The sequence below is a fragment of the Flavobacterium sp. FlaQc-30 genome (assembly GCF_044005885.1).
Lineage (GTDB): Bacteria > Bacteroidota > Bacteroidia > Flavobacteriales > Flavobacteriaceae > Flavobacterium.
The window spans coordinates 414,740-439,780 of record NZ_JBIPCO010000003.1 but is presented as its reverse complement, the minus strand read 5'-3'; the positions used below and the strand labels follow the sequence as shown (position 1 = coordinate 439,780).

The following is a 25,041-nucleotide window of genomic DNA, read 5'->3' as shown; positions in this document are numbered from 1 at the left end:
TTTTAATAAAAATCGACATTAACAACAACCTTTACTGCTCTATACTGAGCAACAGCCTCAAAACTATTCAATATTTTTTGAATAGTTTTTTTTGTACTCCCTAATGGAATTTCCTGTGGAATTTTAATCAAAATAGTTCGAATATACTCGTTTCGGATTCTATTTATTGCAGGCTCTTCAGGACCCAGAACCGGCATTTTTAAGTTCTGACTTAAAACCTGATACAACCACATAGAACCTTCTTTTAGCTTTTCAAACTCGCGATGTTTTAAAGTAAGTTTTATAATTCTGAAATAAGGCGGATATTTATAAATCATCCTATCATACAATTGCTCCTTATACATACCTATATAATTATGGTTTGTAACTTGTTGAATTGTATTGTGATTTGGATTATAGGTCTGAATCACCACTTTGCCCTGTTTTTCAGATCTCCCTGCTCTTCCTGCAACCTGTGTCATCATTTGAAAACTTCGTTCAAAAGCTCTAAAATCTGGATGATGCAGCATATTATCAGCATTCATAATTCCAACCAAACTCACATTATCAAAATCAAGACCTTTAGCCAGCATTTGTGTTCCAACCAAAATATCTACTTCTCTATTTTTGAAAGTATCGATAATTTTTTCGAAACCAAATTTACCTCTCGTTGTATCCTGATCCATTCTTGCTGTTTTTGCTTTTGGAAAAAGAGAAATCAATTCCTGTTCAATTTGCTCCGTCCCAAAACCTTTAGTCGTCAAATCTATGCTCGAACAGCTATGACAATGTGTTGGCTTCGCAATTGAATAACCACAATAATGACAACGCAATTGATTTTTAAATTTATGAAATGTCAAACTTACATCACATTGCTGGCAATGCGGTACATGACCACAAGTCATACATTCTATTACAGGAGAATAACCTCTTCTGTTTTGAAACAAAATTACCTGTTCACCTAAAGACAAAGCTTCGGCAATTTCTTCAATTAAAAGATCACTAAAATGCCCTGTCATTCTTTTCCTAAAATGTTTGTCTTTTAAATCAACCAAAACCACTTCAGGCATTCGAACATTTTTGTAGCGCTCAGTTAAAGTTACCAAGCCATATTTATCTGTTTGAGTATTAAAATAAGTTTCAATACTCGGGGTCGCAGATCCTAATAGTACTTTGGCATTATGAAAATTTGCCAAAACAATTGCAGAATCGCGCGCATGATATCTTGGTGCAGGATCCGTTTGCTTAAAAGTCTGTTCGTGTTCTTCATCAACAATAAGTAACCCCAAACTATTAAAAGGCAAAAATAAAGCAGACCTCGCTCCTATTACAATCTGTGCTTTTTCAGAGTTCTCAAGTGTTTGTTTCCAAACCTCAACTCTTTCATTGTTACTATATTTTGAATGAAATACGGCAACTTTATCTCCAAAATGAAGCCTCAATCGAGAAACTAACTGTGTTGTAAGTGCAATTTCCGGCAGTAAATACAAGATTTGTTTGCCCGTTTCTAAATATTCTTCAATCAACTTAATATAAATCTCTGTCTTTCCACTTGATGTAACACCATGCAGAAGACAAACTTCTTTTTCTAAAAAACTATTTTTAATTGCAGTAAAAGCATTTTCCTGAGCTTCGCTTAATTGAAGTTCTTTTTCTGTTTTTTCTCCATTAAATGAAACACGATCGTGCTGTAAATAATACTCCTTAAAAATTTCTTTTTCGATTAAAGCCTTTACAACAGCCGAAGTAGAATTTGAAACCTCAATCAATTTCTTTACCGTAATTGGTTTCTTCTCTGAAGCGCTTATCTGAAAATAAGCCAGCACAATTTCTTTTTGCTTATTAGCGCTTTTCAATACCTCAAGCAGTTCTCCTAAACCATTATCCGATTCATATTGCGAATGTAATTTTACATAACGAATCAGCTTTGGCTTGTAGCTTTCTTTTATTTCTTCCTCTAAAACAATAATATCCTTTGCAATTAATTTTTGAAGAATTGGCAGAATATTTTTCCTGTTTAAAATCGAGACAATCTCCTGAACTTTAAGTGAACTTTGATGCTGCAATGCTTCATAAACTAAAAACTCATCATCTGAAAGTTCTGAATCATTTACAACAACTTCTGGTTTGTGCGAAACAATAGTTTCACTTTCTAATAATAATCCAGTTGGAAAAGCACCACGATAAACATCGCCAATACCGCACATATAATAATTGGCGACCCAAAGCCAATGTTTAATCTGCGTTTCGGTCGCAATAGGTTTTTCATCTAAAATCTGATGAATTTCTTTAGCCTCATATAATGTTGGTGCGTTTTCGTGTATGTCGATCACCAGCGCCGTATAAATTTTACTTTTACCAAATGGCACTGCCACCCTCATACCCTTTTTTATAAAATGATATTCAGCTTCAGAAACGCGATAGGTAAAAGTTTTAGCTAAAGAAAGCGGTAAAACAACTTCGATAAAAAACATGTACTAATTTTATATGATTTGGAAATTTATTATTTTCCTGAAGGTTTAGCTAAATAATCATTAACCAATTTCAAAGTATGATTTAGAGATTTTGCAGTAGTTCCATCGTCATGACCCGGAATAACATATACTGGCATCTTGAATTTGGTTTGCACTTTATGCATCGATTTCTGCCATTCTTTTACATCCGCATCTCCTAAATAACCAAGATCAACAGCAGATATACTTTTTACGAAACATCCTCCGTAAAGTACTTTCTCTTTATTAAACCACACCACAACATTATCAGAAGCATGGCCTTTTCCTGGATAATAAACCTCAAAAGTATGCTGACCGACTGTAAATGTGGTATCATTCGGAATTATAAATTCTGCCCTGCCTTCGTTATTCTTTTTAAGAATATCATCTGTTAATTTGATTGTATAGGTTTTAATTCCCTTCTTTCTATAAAAATCCAATCCTCCAGCACGATCTTCGTGAGAATGCGTTGCAAAATGCATTATAACCTTTTTATTATGTCTCGCTTTTATCGTATCCAATAAAGGCTGAAACTGCGTTTTATCCCAAGGGGCATCAAACAAAACCACACCTTTACTTGTAACCAAATACAAAGCATTGGCAGAAATCTTTGTTCCTTTATAATCATGAAATGTTTTATAAACATAAAAGTCACCCGTAAGATGACTTATTTGTAATGGCGAGTTCTTAGATTGTCCAAAACTATTTGAAGCTAAGACTAAGAATAAAACTATCGAAGCTAATTTTCGCATATTTTAAAAGTTAATTTTTCACTCTTGTCCAGTATTGTGTTCTTCCCATTAAAGAAATTCCAACATAACCGCGAAGTTTCAATTTATCTGCAGATTCTAATGAAATATAACATTTGTATTTTTTACCATTTGTAGGATCTAAAATAGTTCCTCCGTTATATTCAGAACCATCTTTTTTAAGACCATTCATAATAACCATTCCTAAAATAGGTTTATTCTTCTCAGCACCATCACATTTAGTACAAACATCCTTTTTATGATCAGCACGAAGAATTTCAACTATTTTACCGTAAATTTTTCCAGATTTTTCATAAACCTCTACTACAGATTTTGCCTCACCCGTTTCATCGTCAATAGTTTTCCATTTTCCGATAACACTTTGAGATTGCATTGTACTTAATGCGAAGAAAAAAACACCAATTGTTAAGATCCAATTTTTCATACCTATTTATTTTTTTTTTGTTTTAATTTTCTGATTGAGGCATTCAGTTCAAAACCCAAAAGCAGAATCATACAGTTTATCCAAATGTAAAACATTAGAATTAATAATGTTCCAATTGAACCATAAAGTTCGTTATATTTTGAGAATTTTATAACCCAAATCCCAAAAAAGAACGAAGATATAACAATTAAGATTGTTGTAAAAACCGATCCTATACTTATAAAAGGCACTTTATTATACTGCTTTGTACCATAACGCAATAATATTGAAGATGTTATCAAAATCATCAGCATAATAAATAAATATCTACTTAAAATGATCAACGGAATACGATCACTCAAAACATCCTGAATAATTGTTTTTTGAATAAAAACCTCAAAAACAACAATAGTAGCCACCGTTACAAACAGTATAATAGTCATAACAAGCGAAATGGCCAATGCAACCAAATATTGTTTTAAAAAACCACGCTTATCAAAAACATGTTTAGAAGACTCGAAGCCGCTTAAAATTCCGTTAATACCATTTGCCATTAAAAAAATCGAAAGTAAAAATCCCGATGATAACAATCCAGAGTGACTATTATTTAAAATATCACTAATAATTTTACTAATAGCATCGTAAGTATTTGGAGGAACTCCCTGCTGTACAAACTGTAAAAAATCGGCCTGAAAACCTTCTATCGGAATAAAAGGAATTAAGTTTAAAATAAATAACGCAAAAGGAAATAAAGCCATAAAAAAGCTAAAAGAAACAGCACTGGCATGATACGAAAATGCACCTTCAATAATTCCTAAGGTATACATTTCAAGCAAATCATACAGCGAAAAACCTTCCAGCCAAGGCAATTTTATCTTCTTAAAAAATCGGGCTATAGAACGTATTACAGGTACTTTTTCAATCCGATCTTCTATTTCTTGAGACATACTATTTTAGATTTTAGATTGTTGAGTTGGATTTTAGATTACAAAAGTTACAATTTAAAACACTTTACTCAATTAAAAAGCTTTTAAACTCAAATCCATATTATAAACAGAATGAGTTAATGCTCCAGACGAAATATAATCTACACCGCAAAGTCCGTATTCACGAATCGTTTTTTCACTGATATTTCCAGAAGATTCTGTCTGACATTTTGAACCAATCAAAGCTACGGCAGTTTTAGTATCTTCATAATTAAAATTATCAATTAAGATTCTGTGAACACCGTCGCTCAACAAAATTTCACGAATTTCATCAAGATTTCTAGCCTCAACAATAATTTTTAAGTCCAGATTATTCTCTTTCAAATACTCTTTCGTTTTTTTTATAGCAAGCGTAATCCCGCCGGCAAAATCAATATGATTATCTTTCAGCATTACCATATCATATAAAGCGTAGCGATGATTTTCTCCACCTCCAATTTTTACTGCCCATTTTTCTGCCGCTCTAAAATTTGGAGTCGTTTTGCGAGTATCTAATATTTTAGCTCCCGTTCCTTCTAAAAGCTGTACACAATGATTTGTTTTTGTTGCAATTGCAGACATTCTTTGCATCGTATTTAAAACTACTCTTTCTGCCTTCAAAATAGATTGAGAACTTCCAGAAACTTCAAAAACAATCTCACCATATTCTACATGCGTTCCATCTTCAATAAAAGTTTTCACCTTTAATTTAGGATCAACATAATCAAATATCATTTTCGCAAGCGCAACACCAGCAATAATTCCTTGATCTTTTACCAATAATCTTGCTTGACCATGAGCAGTGTCAGGAATACAAGCAAGAGAACTATAATCGCCTGATCCTACATCTTCTCTAATCGCATTACGAATCAAAAGTTCTAATTCTGATTGAAATTGAGCTTCACTTATCATTTTTCTATTTTTTATAATAGGCTAAATTATGACTTATTTTATGGAATTAAAAGTTTCCATTGTACGAAAAGTTACTTATTAACTTTTTTTTATCAGCCGCAGATTATTAAAATTAAAATGATTTCAAAAAATCCGGGCTAATCTTTTTAATCTGCCACATAAATCTTTAATGGAAATATTTAAAGTTTATATTTTTTTCAACTAAAATCGGCATCCACAATTAAAAACATTAAATATCTTTGAGGTTCAAGCAAACAAAATTTATGGGATTAATTAAAGATATTTACTCGGTTTCTTTCTACGAAAAATTTAGTCAGGCGGTTGCCGAAGTACATCCAACATTCAACAAACAAAAATTTATTGAAGCAATTTATGAAGGTGATTTTGCTCAAAAAGAATGGAAAGAAAGAATGAAACACACCACAGTTGTTTTTCATGAATTTATGCCCGAAAATTTCCCGGAAGCGGTTACTTTAATTGACAAAATCATTGAAAACTTAAAGAAAAATAACTTCGCAGACAGCAATCTGGCTTTTATCTTCTTTGCTGATTATATCGAAATATATGGTTTAGACGATTTTAAAACTTCAGCGAAAGCCTTTGTTTCTATAACACAATTTATAAGCTGTGAATTTGCTGTTCGTCCTTTTATTTTAAAGTATAAAGAACAGATGATTGCCGAAATGGTAAAATGGTCTCTGCACGAAAATCATCACGTACGTCGTTTAGCCAGCGAAGGTTCGCGCCCTAGATTACCGTGGGCAATGGCAATTCCGTTCTTAAAAAAAGATCCTTCTTCTATCCTTCCAATTTTAGAAAATCTAAAAAACGATCCTTCAGAATACGTCCGAAGAAGCGTTGCTAATAACTTAAATGATATTGCAAAAGACAATCCGCAAATTGTATTAGAAATCGCTTCAAGATGGAAAAATCAAAACAAAGAAACTGATGGAATCATCAAACACGGCTGTAGAACATTATTAAAACAAGGACATCCTGAAATTTTAAGTCATTATGGTTTAGAAAACACGAATATCGAACTTTCGTCATTTGAAGTTAAAACACCAGTTGTAAAAATTGGCGATTATCTGCAATTTCATTTTCACTTAAACAATAAAAACGAAGACCCAAAAACGATTCGTTTAGAATATGCCGTTCATTACAAAAAAGCAAAAGGACATTTGGCTAAAAAAGTATTTAAAATCAGTGAGAAAGTTTACCATCCGAATCAATTAACCAAAATTGAAAGAAACCAATCTTTCAAATTAATTACAACAAGAGTTTTTCATACAGGAACGCATCAATTGTCGATTATTATTAATGGAACGGAAAGTGAAGTTTTAGAATTTGAATTGATTGAATAATTATAACGTATTCTCGCATTTTTGTCATTCCGAGGAACGAGGAATCACACTAGAGATTCGACAAAGATTGGCTCATTATTTTGCGGAGTTTTTTGTGTGATTCCTCGTTCCTCGGAATGACAAACAGAACTGAATAAAAAGAAGCATTTGAATTATTCTACATTTTCCTTACTTTTATAATTCGCAAAAAAAACCAAAACAAACTTTTCTTAATCTAAATTAAGTTACAGACAAGCGTCGTTACTTTAATTTTGTTTTCAAATCAAATAAAAAATACCACATGTCAAATATCAGTTTAATTATCGAAGAACGTGCTGCCAATATTGGCAACTTTATGGTAGGTCGTTTGTTGCCTTTCCGTGAAAAAAGAGCTGTTGGCCCATTTGTATTTATCGATCATATGGGACCTGCGCATTTAAGTGATCATGAAAATATGGATGTTCCTCCACACCCACATATTGGACTTTCGACTTTGACATTCTTGTTTGAAGGAAGCATTATGCATCGTGACAGCTTAGGAACCGAATTAGAAATAAAACCTGGCGCCGTAAACTGGATGACAGCCGGAAAAGGAATTGTTCACTCTGAAAGAACTCCAGAATATTTAAGACATTCAGACAAAATGCTTCACGGATTGCAGATTTGGGTAGCGCTTCCAAAAGAATTGGAACAAATGGATCCTAATTTCACGCATGTTGAAGCAGATGACATTCCAGCTTGGGAAGAAGACGGCGTTTCATACAAATTAATTGCCGGTGAAGCTTTTGGAAAAAAATCTCCAGTTCCTGTTTATAGCCCGCTTTATTTTATTGAGATCAAAAGTAAAGAAGCTAAAAAAATCAATATTGGAAGTCATCTATTTGGCGAAAGTGGTTTGTACATTCTTGAAGGAAGCATCAAAAGCGGAGAACATATTTACGACCCAAAACAAATTTTAATTACAAACGACAGTACACTTTGTGAGTTTGAAATTGCCGAAAATTCAACTGTTTATATCTTTGGCGGACAGCCGTTTCCTGAAGAACATTTTATCTTTTGGAACTTCGTTTCATCAGACAAAAACCTCATCGAAAAAGCCAAACAAGACTGGACAGCACAGACTTTTCCAAAAGTTCCAGGCGAAACAGAATTCGTTCCGTTACCAGAACCAAGAATCAAGTAAATTATGAAAACAATATCAGCACAAATAGATACTCGTTTGTATCGCACCGAAATAACATCATCCAGCGGAAATATTGTAATCGCCGATGAACCTCAAGAAGTTGGAGGAAAAAATCTTGGTTTTAGCCCATCAGAGCTTTTAGCATCTGCATTAGCGTCTTGTACTTTGATTACTTTGCGAATGTATATTAATCGCAAACAATGGGATGTTTCTGAAATCAATGTAAAAGTAGATTTTGAAAGAGACAGTCATCAAAACATTTCTGTATTTACAAGAAAAATTGAAGTTATAGGCGAAGTCGATGAAAAACAACGACAACGATTAGAAACAATTGCAAACAGCTGTCCGATACATAAAACATTAACAAACTCAATCGAAATTAAAACCATTTTAATATAATCATCATGGAAATTCAACAAATAAACGATACAAGAAGAGGCTACTTTGAAGCTGTAGAAGACGGACAAGAAGCTGGAAAAATGACTTATACTTGGGCAGGAGACACAAAATTTATTATCGATCATACCGAAGTAAATCCAGATTTTAACGGAAAAGGTGTTGGCAAAAAACTAGTTATGGCTGCAGTAGAATATGCCAGAACTAATAATTTAAAAATTATTCCGCTTTGTCCTTTTGCAAAAAGTGTTTTCGATAAAGTCGAAGAAATTCGTGATGTACTTTTTTCTTAAAGTGACAAAGAAACATAGGAACATAGTTTCAAAGATTTTATAGAGACGTACTTTTGTACGTCTTTTTTGTTAATACTTAAAAGACATTTTAAAAAAAAACTTTGTCACTTTGTCACTCTGAACCTTTGTCACTTCAAAAGAAATTTTCAAATCTCCGCAGAAACTCGTATATTTGCGCGTAATTTAAACTTAGAGTATGACAAGGATAATTACGCTTTTCTGTATTTTTATAGCACAAATCGGCTTTTCTCAAACAGCTGAAAGTTATTTAGAAAAAATCAGAAATAATGAAGCTCTCTTAACAGCTTTCTTTCAACAAATGCCAAAAGGAGGCGATTTACACCACCATTTTTCAGGATCAATTTATGCAGAACCTCTTTTAGAAAGAGCGATTGCAGAAAACTTTTATTTGAATTTAGAAACTATGGAAGTTTCTAAAACCAAACCTGCAAAAGGAAACTGGGAAAGCTTCTCTTCTCTTAAAGAAAAAGGAAAACTAGACTATTACGAACAGCAAATTATACAGACTTGGTCTATTAAGGATTATAATGGTTCTGTACCGTCTGACGATCAGTTTTTTGATTCTTTTATGAAATTCGAACCAACTATCGCGGGTCATTTTGCAGAAGGAATGCTTGAATTAAAAAAACGTGCTATTGCAGAAAATGTAAGTTATATTGAAACGCAATTATCAACGATTCCGTGCGATATGAATATTTCTGATCTAAACGATTTCAATACAAAACTTCGCCTTGCCGCAAATGCAAAAGATGAAAAAGCGGTTTTAAAACTTTTAGATGAATTGTATAAATCGCTTCAGCAAAAAGATGCCAAAAAATATGCTTTAGATTTCAACAACAATTTTATCGCAAAACTGCATAAAGACTTAAAAATGGATGACGAAAAATTCACAATGCGTTATCAAAACTTTGTGCTGCGTTTTATGGATCCGGTAGACTTGTTTAAAAACTTAGTTATTGCTTTTATTTCTTCTAATGAAAGCAAACTGACTGCGGGTGTAAACATCGTTTCTCCAGAACACGGACAAAATTCTATGAAAGATTACTGGCTTCACATGGTGATGTTTAAATATTGTCATTCAAAATTTCCAGAAGTAAAATATACACTTCACGCAGGCGAATTGACTTTAGGTTTGGTTCAGCCAGAAGATTTAACTTGGCATATAAACGATGCCATTTATATCGCTGGTGCTAACAGAATTGGTCACGGAGTTGATATTGCTTACGAAGCAAATTCATACGACTTATTGAAATATATGTCTAAAAACAATATTCCTATTGAGATCAATTTAGCCAGCAATGAGTTTATTTTGAAAGTAAAAGAAAACAGACATCCATTTACTCTTTATAAAGAATTTAATGTCCCTATCGTAATCAGTACAGATGATGCAGGGATCTTAAGAACTAATATGACAGAACAATATGTTTTATTAGCCAAAAGATATTCTGACGTGAATTACGAAACGATTAAAAAATACGTTTACAACAGCATCAATTACAGTTTTATTCAAGATGCAGCAGTAAAAAAACAATTAATAAAAGATTTAGATACTCGTTTTAAAACTTTTGAAGCTAAGTTTTCTAAAAACTAATCTGTGGAAAATTTCACGCAGATTTAAGCTGATAAACGCAGATTTTTTCAAACCAAAATATTAAAAATTAAATCAGCCAAATCTGTTAAATCTGCGAGAGGATATTTTTTTTTCTCGCAGATCAAGCAGATTAAAATTTAATAAAAAATCCTTTTAATCTGTGAAATCTGTGACTAAAAAATAAATTCGCGACAATTACTGTAATTCATGGCAAAAAAAAGAACTAATGAACATCAAACTAATCGCAATAGGCAAAACAGACAATAAATCGCTTCAAACTTTGATTGACGATTACACCAAACGTTTGTCATTTTACATCAAATTTGATTTGGAGATTATTCCAGACATCAAAAACGTAAAAAACTTATCTGAAAGTCAGCAAAAAGAAAAAGAAGGCGAATTGATTTTGTCGAAACTTTCCCCAACAGATCAATTAATTTTATTGGATGAAAACGGAAAAAACTTCTCCAGTGTTGGTTTTTCTGAAGAATTGCAAAAGAAAATGAATTCTGGCGTAAAAACACTAGTTTTCGTAATTGGAGGTCCTTACGGATTCTCGGAAACGGTTTATAAAAAAGCACAAGGAAAAGTTTCACTTTCGCTAATGACGTTTTCACACCAAATGGTTCGGTTGTTTTTTATCGAGCAATTGTACCGCGGATTTACGATTTTACGTAACGAACCTTATCATCATCAATAACGGTTAATCGTTGATTTGTTTAATGGTTTAATCGCAGTTTCTAGAAAACAAACTCTTCATCTTCGTTTATAAAAACAAACGGAATCTTTTTATCAATAATTGTTTTTACAAGAATTTTAGATTGAATATAATCTCCATAACTCATGTTTTTATCATATGAAAATGTAATTTGAGCTTTTGGATTTATAACCAAACTATCCAAAAATGGCTTTAAATTACTTTTAGGAAAATCATACGTTTTTCTTCCGCTGTATTGTATCATTCCGTTCTTTTTAAAATACAGCTGACTTCTATTATTCGCAATTTCCATTTTATAATACACTTTCGTGAAAGGCAGAAAAGCTAAATTCTTTCCGATTGAATCTGCGTATGAATAGTAGTTTTCAGCATTTTCATTTTTGTGAGCGCTGTCCGCTCTTTTCTTTTCCTGCATTTTCATAACCTGCGGAATTACCATTTTCAAAGGCAAACGCTTATCGATATTGAAAATCCAATTGGTCGAAATAATAGCACTTTTTCTATTTAAATCAGCAATCGTATCCTTTCCTTCAGTTTTAAAAAAAATATAAATCGGCGAATGATCTTGTACATCTTTTACAATTGAAACATTTGATTTTGGAAGTAAAACGTTTTCTTTTTTTCCGCAGGAGAAAAGCAACAGAGCTATAATTATAGTAAAGTATTTCATATTTGTTTGTTTTTAAACTCAAAGTATGTCATTTCGATGAAGGAGAAATCACACTAGTATTTCCTGAGAGAAATTCACCAATCTTTGTTGATCTAGCAACGAAGATTTCTCCTTCGTCGAAATGACAAACTCGGTGATTATTTCAATTATAAATCAAATTTATTAAACAAAGTAACACATTCCACTGCCTCTTTAACATCATGCACACGCAAAATTTTTGCTCCTTTTGTTAAAGCAATCGTATTTAAAAACGTGGTTCCGTTTAAAGCTTCTTGCGGTGTAATATCAAGTGTTTTATAAATCATTGACTTTCTTGAAATTCCTGCTAAAACAGGTAATTCTAAAAGATTAAAAAGTTCCATTTTTTGCATCACCTCATAATTCTGATCGGTTGTTTTGGCAAAACCAAATCCTGGATCTAGAATCAAATCATTAATTCCTAAACTTCTTGCTTTTTGTACTTTTTCTGAAAAATAAAAAAGCATTTCTTTTACAATGTCTTCATATTGCGTCAAACTCTGCATCGTCTGCGGATTGCCGCGCATATGCATCATAATGTATGGAACGTTATATTTTGCAATTACATCAAACATTTTATCATCTAGTTCTCCAGCGGCAATATCATTTATAATTGCAGCACCGCTTTCTATACTTGCTTTTGCCACTTCGGCTCTAAAAGTATCTATTGATAATAATGCCTTTGGAAAATGTTTTAAAATTAATTCTATAGCTGGAACGATTCTATCGATTTCTTCTTGTTCCGAAACAAATTCGGCACTAGGTTTACTTGAATAAGCGCCAATATCAATAAACGCAGCACCATCAGAAAGCATTTTGTCAACCTGCGAAATAATATCGTCTTCATTTTTATATTTTCCGCCATCAAAGAAAGAATTCGGCGTAACATTCAAAATTCCCATTACTTTAGTAATCATTAAATCTATAAGTTCGCCTTTGCAGTTAATCGTCATTGTTTGTTTTGTTTCAAGTTTCAGGTTTCAAGTTATCACCGTTAACACTTTGTTTAGAAAAAACTTGAAACAAAGAAAACACTAAACTTGAAACTCTTTAATTTAATCCTTATTTTTGGAAAAATTTTAGCAAATATACAGCAATAAATGAAGAATACTTCTCAAGAATTTGATAATGTAATCACGGTTTGCCGAACCTTGTTTATCAATAAAATGAAAGATTACGGCAGTGCGTGGCGAATTTTAAGATTGCCTTCGCTAACGGATCAAATTTTCATAAAAGCGCAAAGAATCAGAAGCTTACAAGAAAACGATGTTCGCAAAGTTGATGAAGATGAAAAAGGAGAATTTATCGGAATCATCAATTATTCTATTATGGCTTTAATTCAGTTAGAATTAGGAGTTGTTGACCAGCCTGATCTTGATGTTGAAAAAGCAACTGAATTGTATGATGCTAAAGTAAAACTTACGAAAGATTTAATGGAAGCCAAAAATCATGATTATGGAGAAGCATGGCGCGATATGCGTGTAAGCTCTTTAACTGATTTAATTCTTCAGAAACTGCTTCGCGTAAAACAAATTGAAGATAACAAAGGTGCAACTTTAGTTTCTGAAGGCATTGACGCTAATTATCAGGATATGATTAATTATGCCGTTTTTGCTTTAATCTTAAACCCAATCAAGTAAATCAAATTACAAAAAAATAAAATCCCAAATTCCAATCTTTGACTTGGTATTTGGTCCCGATAATCATCGGGAGGAATTTAAATTTTAAATATTTGCCATGAAAAACATTATTACTCAGTTCTCCCGCATATTTGTAGGTGTATTATTTATCATTTCGGGATTAATAAAACTAAATGACCCAGTTGGCTTCTCATACAAACTGGCCGAATATTTTAGCGAACCTGTTTTCAACATGCCATTCTTAGAGCCTTTTGCTTTAGGTTTAGCTATTTTTCTAGTGATTTTAGAAGTAGTTTTAGGTGTAATGTTATTAGTTGGCTATAGAGCAACATTGACGATTTGGGCATTACTGCTTCTAATTGTATTCTTTACATTCCTTACCTTCTACTCTGCCTATTTTGATGTAGTAAAAGATTGCGGTTGTTTTGGTGATGCTTTGCATTTAACGCCTTGGCAATCCTTTACAAAAGACGTTGTTTTATTATTCTTTATTTTGATTTTATTCATCAATCAAAAATTAATAAAACCATTATTTTCAACTCCAAAAACCAATTTTGCAGTTTACGTAAGTGTGCTTTTATGTTCGTTAATGGCTGTTTGGGTTTTAAACCACAATCCTATAAAAGATTTCCGTCCGTACAAAGTGGGAACTAACATCGAAAAAGGAATGGAAATTCCAGAAGGAGCTCCAAAATCTGTAGTTGAAATGATTTTTATCTACAAAGTAAACGGAGTTGACAAAGAATTTACAGAGAAAGATTTAATGAATATTCCCGAAGGTGCAACATTTGTTGACCGTAAAGACAAAGTAATTTCTGAAGGTTATGTACCGCCAATTCACGATTTTACAATGACAAAAGACGATTCTGATTATAAAGATGAATTCTTAAAAGAACCGAAATTAGTAATTTTTGTAACTTATGATTTGACTTTATCTGAACCGTCTGGGATGAAAAAATTAGCAAAAGTAACCGCAGATGCTAAAGCAAAAGGTTACAAAGTAATTGCCATGACAGCCTCTGGAGCTGATGAAATTGCAAAAGCCAAAAAGCAATACAACTTAGATGTTGATTTCTATTTCTGTGATGCTACTGCTTTAAAAACGGTTGAAAGAGCAAATCCAAGTATTGTAATTTTACAAAACGGTACAATTATTCAAAAAGTACATTATAATGATGTTGATGATTTGAAATTGTAATACTTTCAATCAAAATAAATCTTAAAACGCCAATTTTCTATTAAGTCAATTGGCGTTTTTCTTTATTAAGATAGTACATACTAAAAAGAATAAATCTGCCGTTTTGTTTTCTATATTTGTTCAAAGACTCATCAAAAAAACAAACCAATCTATGAAACCATTACCAAAGTTCCTACTTACTTTTTTATTAACTTTTCTTTCCAGCATTACAAGTTTCAGCCAAACTGAGACATCAAAAAAAGACCAACGGTACATTTTCTTCTTACACAATAAATTTGTTGAAGAAAATGATTTAACTACAGCCCATCCTGAATATGGAAAAGCGGAATACAATGAAATTTTAGCATCTTTTAGAAAAGATAACTTTATTGTTTTCAGTGAAAAAAGAAAGAAAAACACAAATGCTGCCGATTATGCAGAAAAAATCGTAAAACAAATTAAAGCACTTATAAAAAAAGGAATTTCTCCAAGTAAAATAACAGTTATTGGGACTTCAAAAGGCGGTTATATTGCACAATACGTTTCAACTTATCTCGCAAATCCTAATGTGAATTTTGTTTTTATTGGGTGTTTTAAAGATTCTGACATAGAACAAATTCCAGATATTAATTTCTGCGGCAACATTTTAACGATTTATGAAAAATCAGATATTTATGGCGTTTCAGCAATTAAACGAAAAGAAACTTCTAAGCTTAAAATAAATCACTTTAAGGAAATCGAACTGAATACTAATTTAAAACATGGCTTTTTATACAAAGCTTCAGATAACTGGATTGCTCCAAGTAAAAAATGGGCAACCGGAGATTATAATTAACCAATCAAAAAAACAGTATTAAAGCCTTCAATAATTCATTTTTATTGAAGGCTTTTTGATTGAAATCTGACGTTTTTTTACTTCAAAAATTATTCTACAAAATAAAGTTTTAACAATTCTATGATCTTTTGAAAAGGCTTTTCAAAAAAATAGTGAATTTTGGAGCCAACTATTACGATTTCATTCGCATTTTTTTAACCTAAAATTGTCGTTTTGTTACAAAATAAGCGAGTATTCAAAATTTGTTAATCTGCATTTGGCTTTCAAATTGTTTGTTTAACTTTGTTCGGAAACATTAATTTATGAAATTATCGAAATTCAAAGTTTGAACAACGATATGTCAATTACATTAAAAAATATAAATCTTATATGAAACAATTAGCTCTTGTCGTTATTGCATTTATTACGTTCTCTTGCTCGCAAGCACAAAAAACAAGTTTTTCTAAAGAAGCTTTATCTGAAAAATTATTAACTACTGATGGAGGTCAAGCTGCTTTTAAAAGCATTTTAAAAAAATATAAAGGAAAAACTTTAGTTATCGAAGTTTGGGCTTCATGGTGCGGTGACTGTGTAAAAGCGATGCCAAAAGTAAAAGAGCTGCAAACTAATAATCCAGATGTTTCTTATTTATTCCTTTCTGCTGACAAAACTGCTGAGAAATGGAAAGCTGGAATCGAAAAACACGAAATAAAAGGAGATCATTATATGATGAATGACGGTATGAAAGGTGTTTTTGGAAAAGCTATCGATCTAGATTGGATTCCGAGATACATTATCGTTGACAAAACAGGAAAAATTGTTTTATACCGCGCAATTGAAACTGATTTTGATAAAATTAACGAAACTTTAAAAGGTTTAAAATAACCTACTTTAAAATATCAATTTCAAAAATCGAAATTGATTTAATAAAACTTCAATAAAAACAAAAAATTAAAAGAATAATAAAAACTACCACAATGAGAAAAAAAATTGTTGCAGGAAACTGGAAAATGCATAAAAATGCAGAGCAAACTGAAGAATTATTGAATGAATTAATTGCAAAAATACCAGCACAAACAACTGCACAAGTAATTGTTGCACCAACATTTGTAAACTTACAAGCTGCTGCTGCAAAATTAAAAAATACAACTATTGGCGTTTCTGCTCAAAATGTTCACCAAGCTGAAGGCGGTGCTTTTACAGGAGAAATTTCTGCAGATATGCTAACAAGCGTTGGAGTTAACACTGTGATTTTAGGTCACTCTGAGCGTAGAGCTATTTTTCACGAAACTGACGCTTTAATTGCAAATAAAGTTGATACAGCACTAAAACACGACATGACAGTAATTTTCTGTTTTGGAGAAGAATTAAAAGATCGTCAAACTGGAAATCACTTTAATATTGTTGAAAATCAATTGCGTGACGGATTATTCCACATTGCAAAAGAATCTTGGGCAAAAGTTGTTTTAGCTTATGAGCCAGTTTGGGCTATCGGAACTGGAGAAACTGCTTCGCCAGAACAAGCTCAAGAAATGCACGAATTTATTAGAGAAACTATCCGTAAAGCTTTTGGAGCTGAAATAGCTGATGAAGTTTCTATTTTATACGGTGGTTCTGTAAAACCAGACAACGCAAAAGAAATCTTCTCTAAACCAGACGTAGATGGTGGTTTAATTGGAGGTGCAGCTTTAAAAGCTGATGATTTCTTAGCTATCGTTACAGCAATCTAATTTTAGATTTTAGATTTCGAAATCTGCTATATAAAAAAAGCGTTCGCACAGCGAACGCTTTTTTTTATTCTCTCACTCTCGTCTTTTGACTTTTGACTTTCGCCTTTTTGACTTTTTGACTTTTTGACTAAATCTAATTAATAAACGATTTCAAAAGCGGGCAATTGTATTTTTTAAATATCGGCGTAGTTTTATAAATAGAATAAAAATTAACCAGCTCCTTCCCTGCCTTAAATGGATTTTTCTCCTCGTCTTCTGCAGAAACTAAATCAGCGTAATGATTGTAATAATTACATTCAAAAATCATTAGACTTGCCATTGCTTTTTCGTTAGTATTTTTAGACATCTTTAAGGCTTTTTCATAATACATTTTGGCCATTTTTAAATTATGATAATTGCCATTTTGGTATTTCTTCTCATTCTCAGTATTATCGCCATAAACATAGTCTACGTACGATTCTCCTGAAGTCCAATCATAAGCTGTCATCATCCAGGAATTACCTAAATACGATACATTAAAATAAGCGTGCGCGAGTTGTAAATTACTGCTTGCCGTATTTTGCTTTTTTAACTGAATCAGTTTTGCAATAAAGTCCGTTTTATTAAAACGATAATCAAACTTGCGTTCTTGCTGCTTTTGCAAGATTTTAGGCGTAAAAGGGTTTTCATTTAAATAGTTTTTAAAATCATAATTCTTCTCCCAAAAATCCTGAGGCATACTTGAAAAAGTTTTATAAGCCAATTCCAAGTTATTATTTCTAAAAGCAATGGTTCCTTTTAAATCTTTATAATAATTAATATTTGGAGCGATTGTTCCTGAGCAAATATATTTTTCAAAAGGTGTTTTGTCTCTTTTCTGCTGTAGCGCCATCAAACGATCAACATCTTCAATAGTTGCTTTTCGATCAAAATAACCAATATAACTATAAAAATAGGGATTGTTGTAGGACACATATTCGCCTTCATTTTTAATATCAGCTTTCATAGATAGCAAACCTGCCATAGCTCCATCGCCTTTTTTATAAAACTCATCGCCAGCAATTCTATACAAACTGTATAAATTTTTAAACAATCCATGATCCGTTTCTACCAAATTTTCAACTGAACTAAAATAATTATAAAGCTGATTTTGAACTTTCTCATTCTTTAAATCATCTTGCTTTAAAGAAACCAAAGCGAGCTGAATATTCTTTTGCATTTGTATAGAAGCATTCGCTTTATTAGAAATCATATTGGTGTACTTTTTCCCTTCGTCAATTTGATCATCAATAAAACAAAGCTGAGCAATTGCTGCCGTAACATAATCTTTTTGTTCTCCTGAAGTTTGTTCGCGAATTGAAATCAAGAAATATTCTAATTCTCGCAAGTATAAAATATCTTTATTAAAATTCTCAGCTTTTGCTTTAGCGTAATCTTCATACCAATTTGTATCGCTAAAAGTTACAGATGGACTTCCACCATTAGTATATTGCGGTGTAAAAATCCAATCTTCGAGTTTGTTCACTTCTCTACCAATTAAAAAACTCAAAAACAAGCTGTTCGGACTTAGTTCATAAATTTCTTTAATCGATTTTAAATCAGGAGCTGGAGTTCTAAGACTTTCAATTGCTAGAATTATGCTTCGTTCCTCATCATTTTGTGCCAAAGCCAAAGTTTCGGCAGTAAGTTTCCAATTATAATGTTGTAAAACCGCAAATGCCTTTTCTTCGCAAGTATTAAAAACTTGACTTAATAAATAATTCTGCAAAGCTTTATTCTCTACACACAAAGCCTTATAGTACAAAGCCCACGGCTCTAAAATCGTTTTTTTATTCTGAGCAAAATAAGTATCATACAAACGGATCACTTCTTGTGGATCTGCATTATAAAAGCTATACCTCAAAATCAAAAAAGCATATCGTTGTTTTAAAAAAGGATCTTTAGCCGAATTGATTTTTTTTTCAAAATCAGTTACTTCAGCCAATTTATGGTTTTTACTTTCATAACCAATTTGTCCCCATGATTCCCATTTAACATCAGTATTGCTATTGTATTCCAGTTTTTTAGCAAATAAAATATAGCTTAAAAATTGTTTGTTTTTTGGCTGTAATAAGGCCTTAACAAAAGTATTCTTTTCAAAAACTTTATTCAAAGTTTTATTTTCATAAGCTGTTTCAAATTGTTCCGAATCTGTTTCATAGAGAATCACATAAACATCATTAGGATTAATATTGTTTCCTAATTTATTCTTCCATTCTAAACAATTTAATTGCTGATCAGCGTCAGAAATCGTATTTGTAGCATAATAATTATCTGCTGAATAATAAAACGGTGTGAGCTTAAAGAAACCTTCTCGCTGTGCTTTAAACAAAACCAAACGACTGGTTTCCGGCGATACGCTCCATCCGCAGGCAAAAGAAACCTGAAAGCTTAAAACCAAAAGTAAAGTGCTAAAAACTCTCATAATATTTAGATATATTTTGGGTTCCATAATCGGTTATGTATTTTTTATCAAATGAGAAAAAGGTCACTTTTGTTTGACTATCGATTTGAATTTTACTTTTTACAATCGAAATCATTTTTTCGAGTTCGTTGTCTGAAATTTTTTCGATTCTTATTTCGTCACCGTTTCGCAAATACGTCTGTCCTACCAGCACATCATCTTGCAAAACATATTTGGAATCAGAAACTTTCTTTAATTTGATACTGTCTTTTATTAATTGATCGTAATCTGATAAGATTCCTTTAAACTGATTTCCTCTAAAAGCAACTGCCCAACTGTACAATGGCAATGCAATATCTAATTTGAGTTTGTAATCGCTGTGGGTAATATATTGTGCTAATTCTTCGCTTGTACCAATAGAATTTTTAGTCTGCTGATCATCTGGTTTTGAAATATTGTAACACATCAATAAGCCTTTATCTACTGGTGGAACTCCAGCTTTTGTTGCGTATTTATACTGCCAAAGCCTAATTGTTGCTGCTATTTTTGCTGACGGAAACTGAGTTTTAATTTGTTTCAATAGGTAGAAATAACTTTTCTGTGATTTTTCAGTCCAATCACAATCAATCAGGATTTCTTTAAAATCAACTTTTAGTTTTGCTGCTTCGATTGATTTTACCGAATCATAATTTAAACGTTTGTAATTCTCCTGTTTATAATAGTCTTTTGGATAAACAATATTTGAAGCAAGAGTTTCTGCTTTCCTATCATTCATTTTTTGACCAATTTGTTCTATTCGTTTAGCTATTCTTACCGCCAGACTATCCAACTGTTTTTTATCTGATTTTAAAACAACTTCATTGGTAATAAAAATACTTGGCGTAATTTCAATATTATTTTTTTGAAGTGATATATCTCCAATTGTTGCAACAGGCAGCGGTTCTTTTGAATACGGATTATAATCAACATCAAAAAAACGAACGTACATATGTTTTACATCCAATTTTTTAATTAGAGAATCATCCTCTTCCCAAAAATACATATCTGTTTTCCAATAACAAAAGGAACGAATTACTTCATGCTCTTTTTTGCAGCTGCCAGAGCATAAAACGACAAAAAGTAAGATTAAAACAATATTTTTCATGGTACTAAAAAACTTACAGAATAAAGCTCAAAATTAACATTAATAATTCAAAGAATATGATTTATTTATGAACAAATTCTGCTTTGTATTCTTACCTTTGCAAAAAATTTATTTATGTCAAATATATATTTAGGATATCATTTTACGATTGAACCAAAAGAGCTTGGATCAGAAATTTTAGTAGCTGAATTAGGTGAAAAAGCATTTGAAAGTTTTACAGAAACAGACAACGGAATCTCGGCTTTTGTGAAGAAAGATTTATGGGATTCAACTATTCTGGATGATATTTATATTTTACAATCTGACGAGTTTAAAATTGAATATACTGTTGAGGAAATCGATCAGGTAAACTGGAATGAAGAATGGGAAAAGAATTTTGAAGCGATAGATGTTGACGGAAAATGCCATGTTCGTGCGCCTTTTCACGAAAAAACGGATGCTGAATTTGATATTGTAATTGAACCAAAAATGAGTTTTGGAACTGGTCATCATGAAACTACGCACATGATGATTCAGCATTTACTTGAAATGGATGTAAAAGGATTAAAAACTCTAGACATGGGTTGCGGAACTGCAATTTTAGCTATCCTTGCAGAAATGAAAGGCGCAGAACCTATTGATGCTATTGATATTGACAACTGGTGTTATTTGAATTCAATCGAAAATGCTGAACGCAATAATTGTAAACATATTACCGTTTACGAAGGCGATGCCGCTTTATTAGCAGGTAAAAAATATGATTTGATTATCGCTAATATCAACAGAAATATTCTTCTAAACGATATGCAGACTTATGTAGATAGTTTGAACCCAAAAGGAATTATATTATTCAGCGGTTTTTATGAAGAAGATGTTCCGTTTATCGATGCTTCATGCACTGAAAAAGGGCTGACATATGTTAAAAAATTTCAAAGAAACAACTGGGTTTCATTAAAATACGTAAATTAGTAATTACAACAGTACAAAAACCTAAAAACAATGAGTACTAAAGAAAAAGTAAGAGAAAGAGTCCGTGAGAAGGAAGCAATACATTTTAATAACGAAATTATTGTCTATAATGACGACGTAAACACTTTTGATCATGTAATTGATACTTTAATGCGAGTTTGCAGTCACACGGCAGAGCAGGCCGAACAATGTTCTTTAATTGTACATTATAACGGAAAATGCACAGTAAAAACAGGGCCTATTGACAAATTAAAACCGCAATGCACACAACTTTTAGAAGCAGGATTGAGCGCTGAAATTGTTTAATTGCAAATAATTAAAAAAACATTCTATTTTATTTTATATTTGAAATAAAATAGAATGTTTTTTTATGGAAGAATATGGAAAGATATTGATTATCGCAATGCCTGTTTTTTTAGTTTTAATTGTAATTGAAAAAATATACGGCATTTACAAAAAGGACGATACTGCACCTTTGATAGACAGCGTGTCTAGTATTAGTTCTGGCATTACAAATTCTGTAAAAGACGTTTTAGGCTTAAGCCTGACTTTCATATCCTATGAATGGATGGTTTCTAAAATTGCTCTTTTTCATCAAGAAGCCAATGTTCTCTCTTATATCATCGCCTTTTTTGTTATCGATTTCTATGGTTATTGGAGTCATCGCTGGGCGCATCAAATTAATCTTTTCTGGAACAAACACGCTATTCACCACAGCAGCGAAGAATTCAATCTTGCTTGTGCGCTGCGTCAGCCTATTGCAAGTTTAGCTAACTTGTTTACTTTTTTATTAATTCCCGCTGCGTTATTAGGTGTTCCAGCTTCGGTAATTGCAATTACACTCCCACTTCATTTATTCCTGCAGTTTTGGTACCATACTAAGCACATTAAAAAAATGGGGATTCTTGAACATATTCTCGTTACGCCATCACATCATAGAGTGCATCATGCTATAAATCCAGAATATTTAGATAAAAATCATTCACAAATTTTTATTTTTTGGGATAAACTTTTTGGTACTTTTCAAGCAGAATTAGATGATGTTCCGCCAGTTTTCGGAATCACTAGACCTGCTAATACTTGGAATCCAATAAAAATAAATTTTCAGCATCTTACCTTATTAATTAAAGATGCATGGCGTTCTGAGAGCTGGAAAGATAAATTTACCATTTGGTTTAAACCAACTGGATGGCGTCCAGAAAATTTTGAGCAAAAATATCCTGTAAATAAAATCGAAAATGTTTTTAATTTTGAGAAATACGGCACACAAAACTCTCAAAAACTAATTTATTGGTCTGTTACACAACTTTTAATAACGCTTTTATTTGTGAGTTATTTGTTTGATAATATTGCTAAAATCGGACTTCCAAACATTTTTATCTACGGTTTTTTCATCTTAATAACTATTTATAGTTACTGTGAACTAATGGACAAAAATAGGTACGCTGTTTTTTGGGAAGGTTTGCGTTTGGCCGTCGCAACAGCAATTATTACCTATTATGGCGATTGGTTTGGTTTAAATCAAGTTTTTTATCTAAGTAATTATATTATTCTTGGTTATTTGAGTTTATCGTTTTTAATATCGGTATACTTTATAACAATTGATTTTAAAACGATCCAAAACCAACCCATAAATACAGTACCCACAAAATGAGAAACGCTACTTTATTCAAAATCTATATTGCTTTCAGCGCAGTTTATCTTCTTATTCTATTTTTAGGACACGAAAATTTAAACTTTTTTTTGAAGCCGATATTAATACCAATTTTAATTTTTGGAGTTTATTTCTATAAAAATTTCCCAACTAAAAATATTCTTTTAACTGCCTTGGTGTTCTCATGGATTGGCGATGTAATATTGCTTTTTTCAGATATATCCGAAATCTATTTTATTCTAGGCTTAGTTTCTTTCTTAATTTCTCACATCGTTTACTGCATCCTTTTTAATCGTCAGACTAAAAGAAATTTAAAAAAGAACAGTATTGCAATAGGAATTGGCACCATATTAATTGCTTGTTATTTAATTGGAATGTTATCTGTGTTATTACCTTCACTAGGCGATTTAAAAATACCTGTAATTGTTTATGCCAGCGTAATTTCGATTATGCTTTTGTTTGCTTACAACGGACTTTTAAATTGGAATGAACCAGGCAACAAACTAGTTTTTTCTGGTGCGCTTGTTTTTGTTATTTCTGACAGTATTCTGGCGATTAACAAATTTTATAACCCAATTGAGAAAAGTTCCTTTTTTATCATGCTCACTTATCTTGTGGCACAATATCTGATTGTAATTGGTATATTAAAACTGAATCCAAAGAAGATTGAATAGTATTTGATGCAAATAGTCATTTCTTCTTTAAATGCATTTATACCGCAAAAAAACCTTTTACATTTGTACGACCAAAATAGATCAAACCATGAAAAAAACAGCTCTTTTCATTATTTTACTAATTACTGTATCATCTTGCATCAGTACAAAATCAACATTAAAAAATGTAGATGATAATGCGCCTGATTTGGTATTAGGCAAAAACAATACTTTTGTTATTTCGCTATTCAGCAAAGACAAAAAGTACGGTTATGATCCTGATTATCCTGTAAATATTTTTTTTAGAAATACAAAAGATGAAGCCACAAACGAAGTTCGTTTTTTAAACGCTTTAGCTGGCCCAAACGGTGAAAAAATTACTTATAAACGTTTAGAGACCTGCTGCCCGTTTCCTACCAAAAGAAGCGATATGGGTGCTGGATTTTTAAATGTCTACGAATTGACTTGGGAAGGACAAAAAAAACCGATAACACTGTATTTGAATATTTATGAAAAAGGAATTTTGATGGTTCCGATGGGATTGACTTTGAAAAAAGAGTAAATCTATAATTGATAAATGCATAAGTAACAATGTTTGGATCGATTCCTTTTATTTTAATTATTCTTCCTTTATTATCTCAGCTGCTATTTGGCACATTTGCAATTATTAAACCTGGTTCGTTTAAATTCAAAAAGGTATTCATCCTTAATGTTCTTCTGCAGATTGTTTGTTCTGTTATTTCTTTATATACTGCCACCACAAACTTTTCAAGGTTTCATGATGAGCATCCCGATATAACAAGATGCGGAATGCCTCTTTTAGCAATTGCCGCACTAATTTTGTTGACTTTCTTAATTCTTCTTGTCGTTATTATTATTCAATTTTTGGTAAAAAGATGGAGAGAAAATAAATCGAAAAGAGGTATTAGTCAAAACTAAAAAACAACATTAAACTGTAAAACTTCAGGACATGATAAATGTCATTTATCATGTCCTTTTCATGCTTTAATATTGTCTTGAAAAAAGCATTTAATCATTCTAAAGAAAATTTAAAAATTCCTTAATTCTACTAAGCTTCTAGTCAGTTATTCGAGTTCTTAAAATA

26 protein-coding genes are annotated in these 25,041 nt (G+C 31.8%); 17 read left to right on the top strand and 9 right to left on the bottom strand.

All coding sequences use genetic code 11. The features are described from left to right. Positions 1-2 precede the first annotated feature (2 nt). The 5 genes from priA to nadC all read right to left on the bottom strand — a co-directional run bounded on the left by priA (position 3) and on the right by nadC (position 5,521). Positions 3-2,453 (bottom strand): primosomal protein N', encoded by a 2,451-nt coding sequence (gene priA, locus ACHRV0_RS09990; protein WP_395440751.1) that lies wholly within the window; start codon positions 2,451-2,453, stop codon positions 3-5. Positions 2,454-2,482: 29 nt separating this feature from the next. After that, complete coding sequence (gene bla-B1-FLAV / locus ACHRV0_RS09985) at positions 2,483-3,223, bottom strand: subclass B1 metallo-beta-lactamase (RefSeq protein WP_395440750.1); 741 nt, start codon at positions 3,221-3,223, stop codon at positions 2,483-2,485. Between the two features lie 10 nt (positions 3,224-3,233). Then, the gene (locus tag ACHRV0_RS09980) at positions 3,234-3,665 is read right to left on the bottom strand and encodes a DUF2147 domain-containing protein (RefSeq protein WP_089052252.1); all 432 of its coding nucleotides are present in this window, start codon (positions 3,663-3,665) and stop codon (positions 3,234-3,236) included. A 2-nt stretch (positions 3,666-3,667) separates the two neighbouring features. After that, the gene (locus ACHRV0_RS09975; RefSeq protein ID WP_370431668.1) at positions 3,668-4,591 is read right to left on the bottom strand and encodes a YihY/virulence factor BrkB family protein; all 924 of its coding nucleotides are present in this window, start codon (positions 4,589-4,591) and stop codon (positions 3,668-3,670) included. Between the two features lie 72 nt (positions 4,592-4,663). Beyond that, complete coding sequence (nadC, locus tag ACHRV0_RS09970) at positions 4,664-5,521, bottom strand: carboxylating nicotinate-nucleotide diphosphorylase (protein ID WP_129025749.1); 858 nt, start codon at positions 5,519-5,521, stop codon at positions 4,664-4,666. A gap of 263 nt (positions 5,522-5,784) precedes the next feature. On the opposite strand from nadC, the gene ACHRV0_RS09965 reads away from it, so the two are divergent. The 6 genes from ACHRV0_RS09965 (at position 5,785) to rlmH (ending at position 11,048) form a co-directional block, all read left to right on the top strand. Then, positions 5,785-6,885, top strand: coding sequence for a DNA alkylation repair protein (locus tag ACHRV0_RS09965; protein WP_395440749.1), 1,101 nt, complete (start codon positions 5,785-5,787; stop codon positions 6,883-6,885). Positions 6,886-7,165: 280 nt separating this feature from the next. Further along, on the top strand, positions 7,166-8,047 hold the full coding sequence (locus ACHRV0_RS09960) for a pirin family protein (protein ID WP_129025745.1): 882 nt from the start codon (positions 7,166-7,168) through the stop codon (positions 8,045-8,047). A gap of 3 nt (positions 8,048-8,050) precedes the next feature. Beyond that, on the top strand, positions 8,051-8,446 hold the full coding sequence (locus ACHRV0_RS09955) for an OsmC family protein (RefSeq protein WP_395440748.1): 396 nt from the start codon (positions 8,051-8,053) through the stop codon (positions 8,444-8,446). A 5-nt stretch (positions 8,447-8,451) separates the two neighbouring features. After that, positions 8,452-8,736, top strand: coding sequence for a GNAT family N-acetyltransferase (locus ACHRV0_RS09950; RefSeq protein WP_395440747.1), 285 nt, complete (start codon positions 8,452-8,454; stop codon positions 8,734-8,736). A gap of 196 nt (positions 8,737-8,932) precedes the next feature. Next, entirely contained in the window at positions 8,933-10,348 is a 1,416-nt protein-coding gene (locus ACHRV0_RS09945) for an adenosine deaminase (RefSeq protein ID WP_395440746.1), read from the top strand. A gap of 226 nt (positions 10,349-10,574) precedes the next feature. Further along, positions 10,575-11,048 (top strand): 23S rRNA (pseudouridine(1915)-N(3))-methyltransferase RlmH, encoded by a 474-nt coding sequence (rlmH, locus tag ACHRV0_RS09940; RefSeq protein WP_071637326.1) that lies wholly within the window; start codon positions 10,575-10,577, stop codon positions 11,046-11,048. Positions 11,049-11,088: 40 nt separating this feature from the next. On the opposite strand, the gene ACHRV0_RS09935 is transcribed toward rlmH, so the two are convergent. Both ACHRV0_RS09935 and folP read right to left on the bottom strand, forming a co-directional pair. Then, positions 11,089-11,736, bottom strand: coding sequence for a hypothetical protein (locus tag ACHRV0_RS09935; protein ID WP_395440745.1), 648 nt, complete (start codon positions 11,734-11,736; stop codon positions 11,089-11,091). A gap of 146 nt (positions 11,737-11,882) precedes the next feature. Continuing rightward, entirely contained in the window at positions 11,883-12,707 is an 825-nt protein-coding gene (folP, locus tag ACHRV0_RS09930; protein WP_395440744.1) for a dihydropteroate synthase, read from the bottom strand. A 147-nt stretch (positions 12,708-12,854) separates the two neighbouring features. Here folP and ACHRV0_RS09925 point away from each other — a divergent pair, with 147 nt between their 5' ends. The 5 genes from ACHRV0_RS09925 (at position 12,855) to tpiA (ending at position 17,115) form a co-directional block, all read left to right on the top strand. Then, positions 12,855-13,394 (top strand): DUF1599 domain-containing protein, encoded by a 540-nt coding sequence (locus ACHRV0_RS09925; RefSeq protein WP_129025734.1) that lies wholly within the window; start codon positions 12,855-12,857, stop codon positions 13,392-13,394. A gap of 97 nt (positions 13,395-13,491) precedes the next feature. Continuing rightward, positions 13,492-14,592 (top strand): BT_3928 family protein, encoded by a 1,101-nt coding sequence (locus tag ACHRV0_RS09920; RefSeq protein WP_395440743.1) that lies wholly within the window; start codon positions 13,492-13,494, stop codon positions 14,590-14,592. A 151-nt stretch (positions 14,593-14,743) separates the two neighbouring features. Then, on the top strand, positions 14,744-15,406 hold the full coding sequence (locus tag ACHRV0_RS09915) for an alpha/beta hydrolase (protein WP_395440742.1): 663 nt from the start codon (positions 14,744-14,746) through the stop codon (positions 15,404-15,406). Between the two features lie 369 nt (positions 15,407-15,775). Continuing rightward, positions 15,776-16,270: a TlpA family protein disulfide reductase gene (locus ACHRV0_RS09910; protein WP_395440741.1), complete on the top strand. Its 495-nt coding sequence runs from the start codon at positions 15,776-15,778 to the stop codon at positions 16,268-16,270. Between the two features lie 92 nt (positions 16,271-16,362). Beyond that, complete coding sequence (tpiA, locus tag ACHRV0_RS09905) at positions 16,363-17,115, top strand: triose-phosphate isomerase (RefSeq protein ID WP_089058093.1); 753 nt, start codon at positions 16,363-16,365, stop codon at positions 17,113-17,115. A gap of 133 nt (positions 17,116-17,248) precedes the next feature. Here tpiA and ACHRV0_RS09900 read toward each other — a convergent pair whose 3' ends face one another. Together ACHRV0_RS09900 and ACHRV0_RS09895 are read right to left on the bottom strand one after the other, a co-directional pair. Next, complete coding sequence (locus ACHRV0_RS09900; RefSeq protein ID WP_395440740.1) at positions 17,249-19,558, bottom strand: hypothetical protein; 2,310 nt, start codon at positions 19,556-19,558, stop codon at positions 17,249-17,251. Continuing rightward, complete coding sequence (locus ACHRV0_RS09895) at positions 19,545-20,681, bottom strand: hypothetical protein (protein WP_395440739.1); 1,137 nt, start codon at positions 20,679-20,681, stop codon at positions 19,545-19,547. The genes ACHRV0_RS09900 and ACHRV0_RS09895 overlap by 14 nt, the downstream gene beginning before the upstream one ends. A gap of 114 nt (positions 20,682-20,795) precedes the next feature. Here ACHRV0_RS09895 and prmA point away from each other — a divergent pair, with 114 nt between their 5' ends. The 6 genes from prmA to ACHRV0_RS09865 all read left to right on the top strand — a co-directional run bounded on the left by prmA (position 20,796) and on the right by ACHRV0_RS09865 (position 24,875). Then, positions 20,796-21,629 carry a 50S ribosomal protein L11 methyltransferase gene (gene prmA / locus ACHRV0_RS09890; protein WP_395440738.1) on the top strand — a complete coding sequence of 278 codons (834 nt, stop codon included), beginning with the start codon at positions 20,796-20,798 and terminating at the stop codon, positions 21,627-21,629. A gap of 30 nt (positions 21,630-21,659) precedes the next feature. Further along, positions 21,660-21,935, top strand: coding sequence for an ATP-dependent Clp protease adaptor ClpS (locus ACHRV0_RS09885; protein ID WP_395440737.1), 276 nt, complete (start codon positions 21,660-21,662; stop codon positions 21,933-21,935). Between the two features lie 64 nt (positions 21,936-21,999). Beyond that, on the top strand, positions 22,000-23,283 hold the full coding sequence (locus ACHRV0_RS09880) for a sterol desaturase family protein (RefSeq protein WP_395440736.1): 1,284 nt from the start codon (positions 22,000-22,002) through the stop codon (positions 23,281-23,283). After that, positions 23,280-23,957, top strand: a complete 678-nt coding sequence (locus ACHRV0_RS09875; RefSeq protein ID WP_395440735.1) for a lysoplasmalogenase — start codon at positions 23,280-23,282, stop codon at positions 23,955-23,957. Before ACHRV0_RS09880 ends, ACHRV0_RS09875 begins: the two co-directional genes overlap by 4 nt. Before the next feature lie 88 nt (positions 23,958-24,045). Further along, positions 24,046-24,498: a 2-dehydro-3-deoxyphosphooctonate aldolase gene (locus ACHRV0_RS09870; RefSeq protein WP_395440734.1), complete on the top strand. Its 453-nt coding sequence runs from the start codon at positions 24,046-24,048 to the stop codon at positions 24,496-24,498. A gap of 29 nt (positions 24,499-24,527) precedes the next feature. Then, on the top strand, positions 24,528-24,875 hold the full coding sequence (locus ACHRV0_RS09865) for a hypothetical protein (RefSeq protein WP_395440733.1): 348 nt from the start codon (positions 24,528-24,530) through the stop codon (positions 24,873-24,875). The last annotated feature ends 166 nt before the right edge of the window (positions 24,876-25,041 follow it).

Coding starts and splice junctions, on each gene's coding strand:
- priA (WP_395440751.1), bottom strand. CDS start 2,453: ATGTTTTTTATCGAAGTTGTTTTACCGCTTTCTTTAGCTAAAACTTTT.
- bla-B1-FLAV (WP_395440750.1), bottom strand. CDS start 3,223: ATGCGAAAATTAGCTTCGATAGTTTTATTCTTAGTCTTAGCTTCAAAT.
- ACHRV0_RS09895 (WP_395440739.1), bottom strand. CDS start 20,681: ATGAAAAATATTGTTTTAATCTTACTTTTTGTCGTTTTATGCTCTGGC.
- ACHRV0_RS09880 (WP_395440736.1), top strand. CDS start 22,000: ATGGAAGAATATGGAAAGATATTGATTATCGCAATGCCTGTTTTTTTA.
- ACHRV0_RS09965 (WP_395440749.1), top strand. CDS start 5,785: ATGGGATTAATTAAAGATATTTACTCGGTTTCTTTCTACGAAAAATTT.
- ACHRV0_RS09885 (WP_395440737.1), top strand. CDS start 21,660: ATGAGTACTAAAGAAAAAGTAAGAGAAAGAGTCCGTGAGAAGGAAGCA.
- ACHRV0_RS09900 (WP_395440740.1), bottom strand. CDS start 19,558: ATGAGAGTTTTTAGCACTTTACTTTTGGTTTTAAGCTTTCAGGTTTCT.
- ACHRV0_RS09925 (WP_129025734.1), top strand. CDS start 12,855: ATGAAGAATACTTCTCAAGAATTTGATAATGTAATCACGGTTTGCCGA.
- ACHRV0_RS09935 (WP_395440745.1), bottom strand. CDS start 11,736: ATGAAATACTTTACTATAATTATAGCTCTGTTGCTTTTCTCCTGCGGA.
- ACHRV0_RS09915 (WP_395440742.1), top strand. CDS start 14,744: ATGAAACCATTACCAAAGTTCCTACTTACTTTTTTATTAACTTTTCTT.
- ACHRV0_RS09875 (WP_395440735.1), top strand. CDS start 23,280: ATGAGAAACGCTACTTTATTCAAAATCTATATTGCTTTCAGCGCAGTT.
- ACHRV0_RS09975 (WP_370431668.1), bottom strand. CDS start 4,591: ATGTCTCAAGAAATAGAAGATCGGATTGAAAAAGTACCTGTAATACGT.
- ACHRV0_RS09910 (WP_395440741.1), top strand. CDS start 15,776: ATGAAACAATTAGCTCTTGTCGTTATTGCATTTATTACGTTCTCTTGC.
- folP (WP_395440744.1), bottom strand. CDS start 12,707: ATGACGATTAACTGCAAAGGCGAACTTATAGATTTAATGATTACTAAA.
- ACHRV0_RS09980 (WP_089052252.1), bottom strand. CDS start 3,665: ATGAAAAATTGGATCTTAACAATTGGTGTTTTTTTCTTCGCATTAAGT.
- ACHRV0_RS09955 (WP_395440748.1), top strand. CDS start 8,051: ATGAAAACAATATCAGCACAAATAGATACTCGTTTGTATCGCACCGAA.
- ACHRV0_RS09960 (WP_129025745.1), top strand. CDS start 7,166: ATGTCAAATATCAGTTTAATTATCGAAGAACGTGCTGCCAATATTGGC.
- prmA (WP_395440738.1), top strand. CDS start 20,796: ATGTCAAATATATATTTAGGATATCATTTTACGATTGAACCAAAAGAG.
- ACHRV0_RS09870 (WP_395440734.1), top strand. CDS start 24,046: ATGAAAAAAACAGCTCTTTTCATTATTTTACTAATTACTGTATCATCT.
- ACHRV0_RS09920 (WP_395440743.1), top strand. CDS start 13,492: ATGAAAAACATTATTACTCAGTTCTCCCGCATATTTGTAGGTGTATTA.
- nadC (WP_129025749.1), bottom strand. CDS start 5,521: ATGATAAGTGAAGCTCAATTTCAATCAGAATTAGAACTTTTGATTCGT.
- tpiA (WP_089058093.1), top strand. CDS start 16,363: ATGAGAAAAAAAATTGTTGCAGGAAACTGGAAAATGCATAAAAATGCA.
- rlmH (WP_071637326.1), top strand. CDS start 10,575: ATGAACATCAAACTAATCGCAATAGGCAAAACAGACAATAAATCGCTT.
- ACHRV0_RS09950 (WP_395440747.1), top strand. CDS start 8,452: ATGGAAATTCAACAAATAAACGATACAAGAAGAGGCTACTTTGAAGCT.
- ACHRV0_RS09945 (WP_395440746.1), top strand. CDS start 8,933: ATGACAAGGATAATTACGCTTTTCTGTATTTTTATAGCACAAATCGGC.
- ACHRV0_RS09865 (WP_395440733.1), top strand. CDS start 24,528: ATGTTTGGATCGATTCCTTTTATTTTAATTATTCTTCCTTTATTATCT.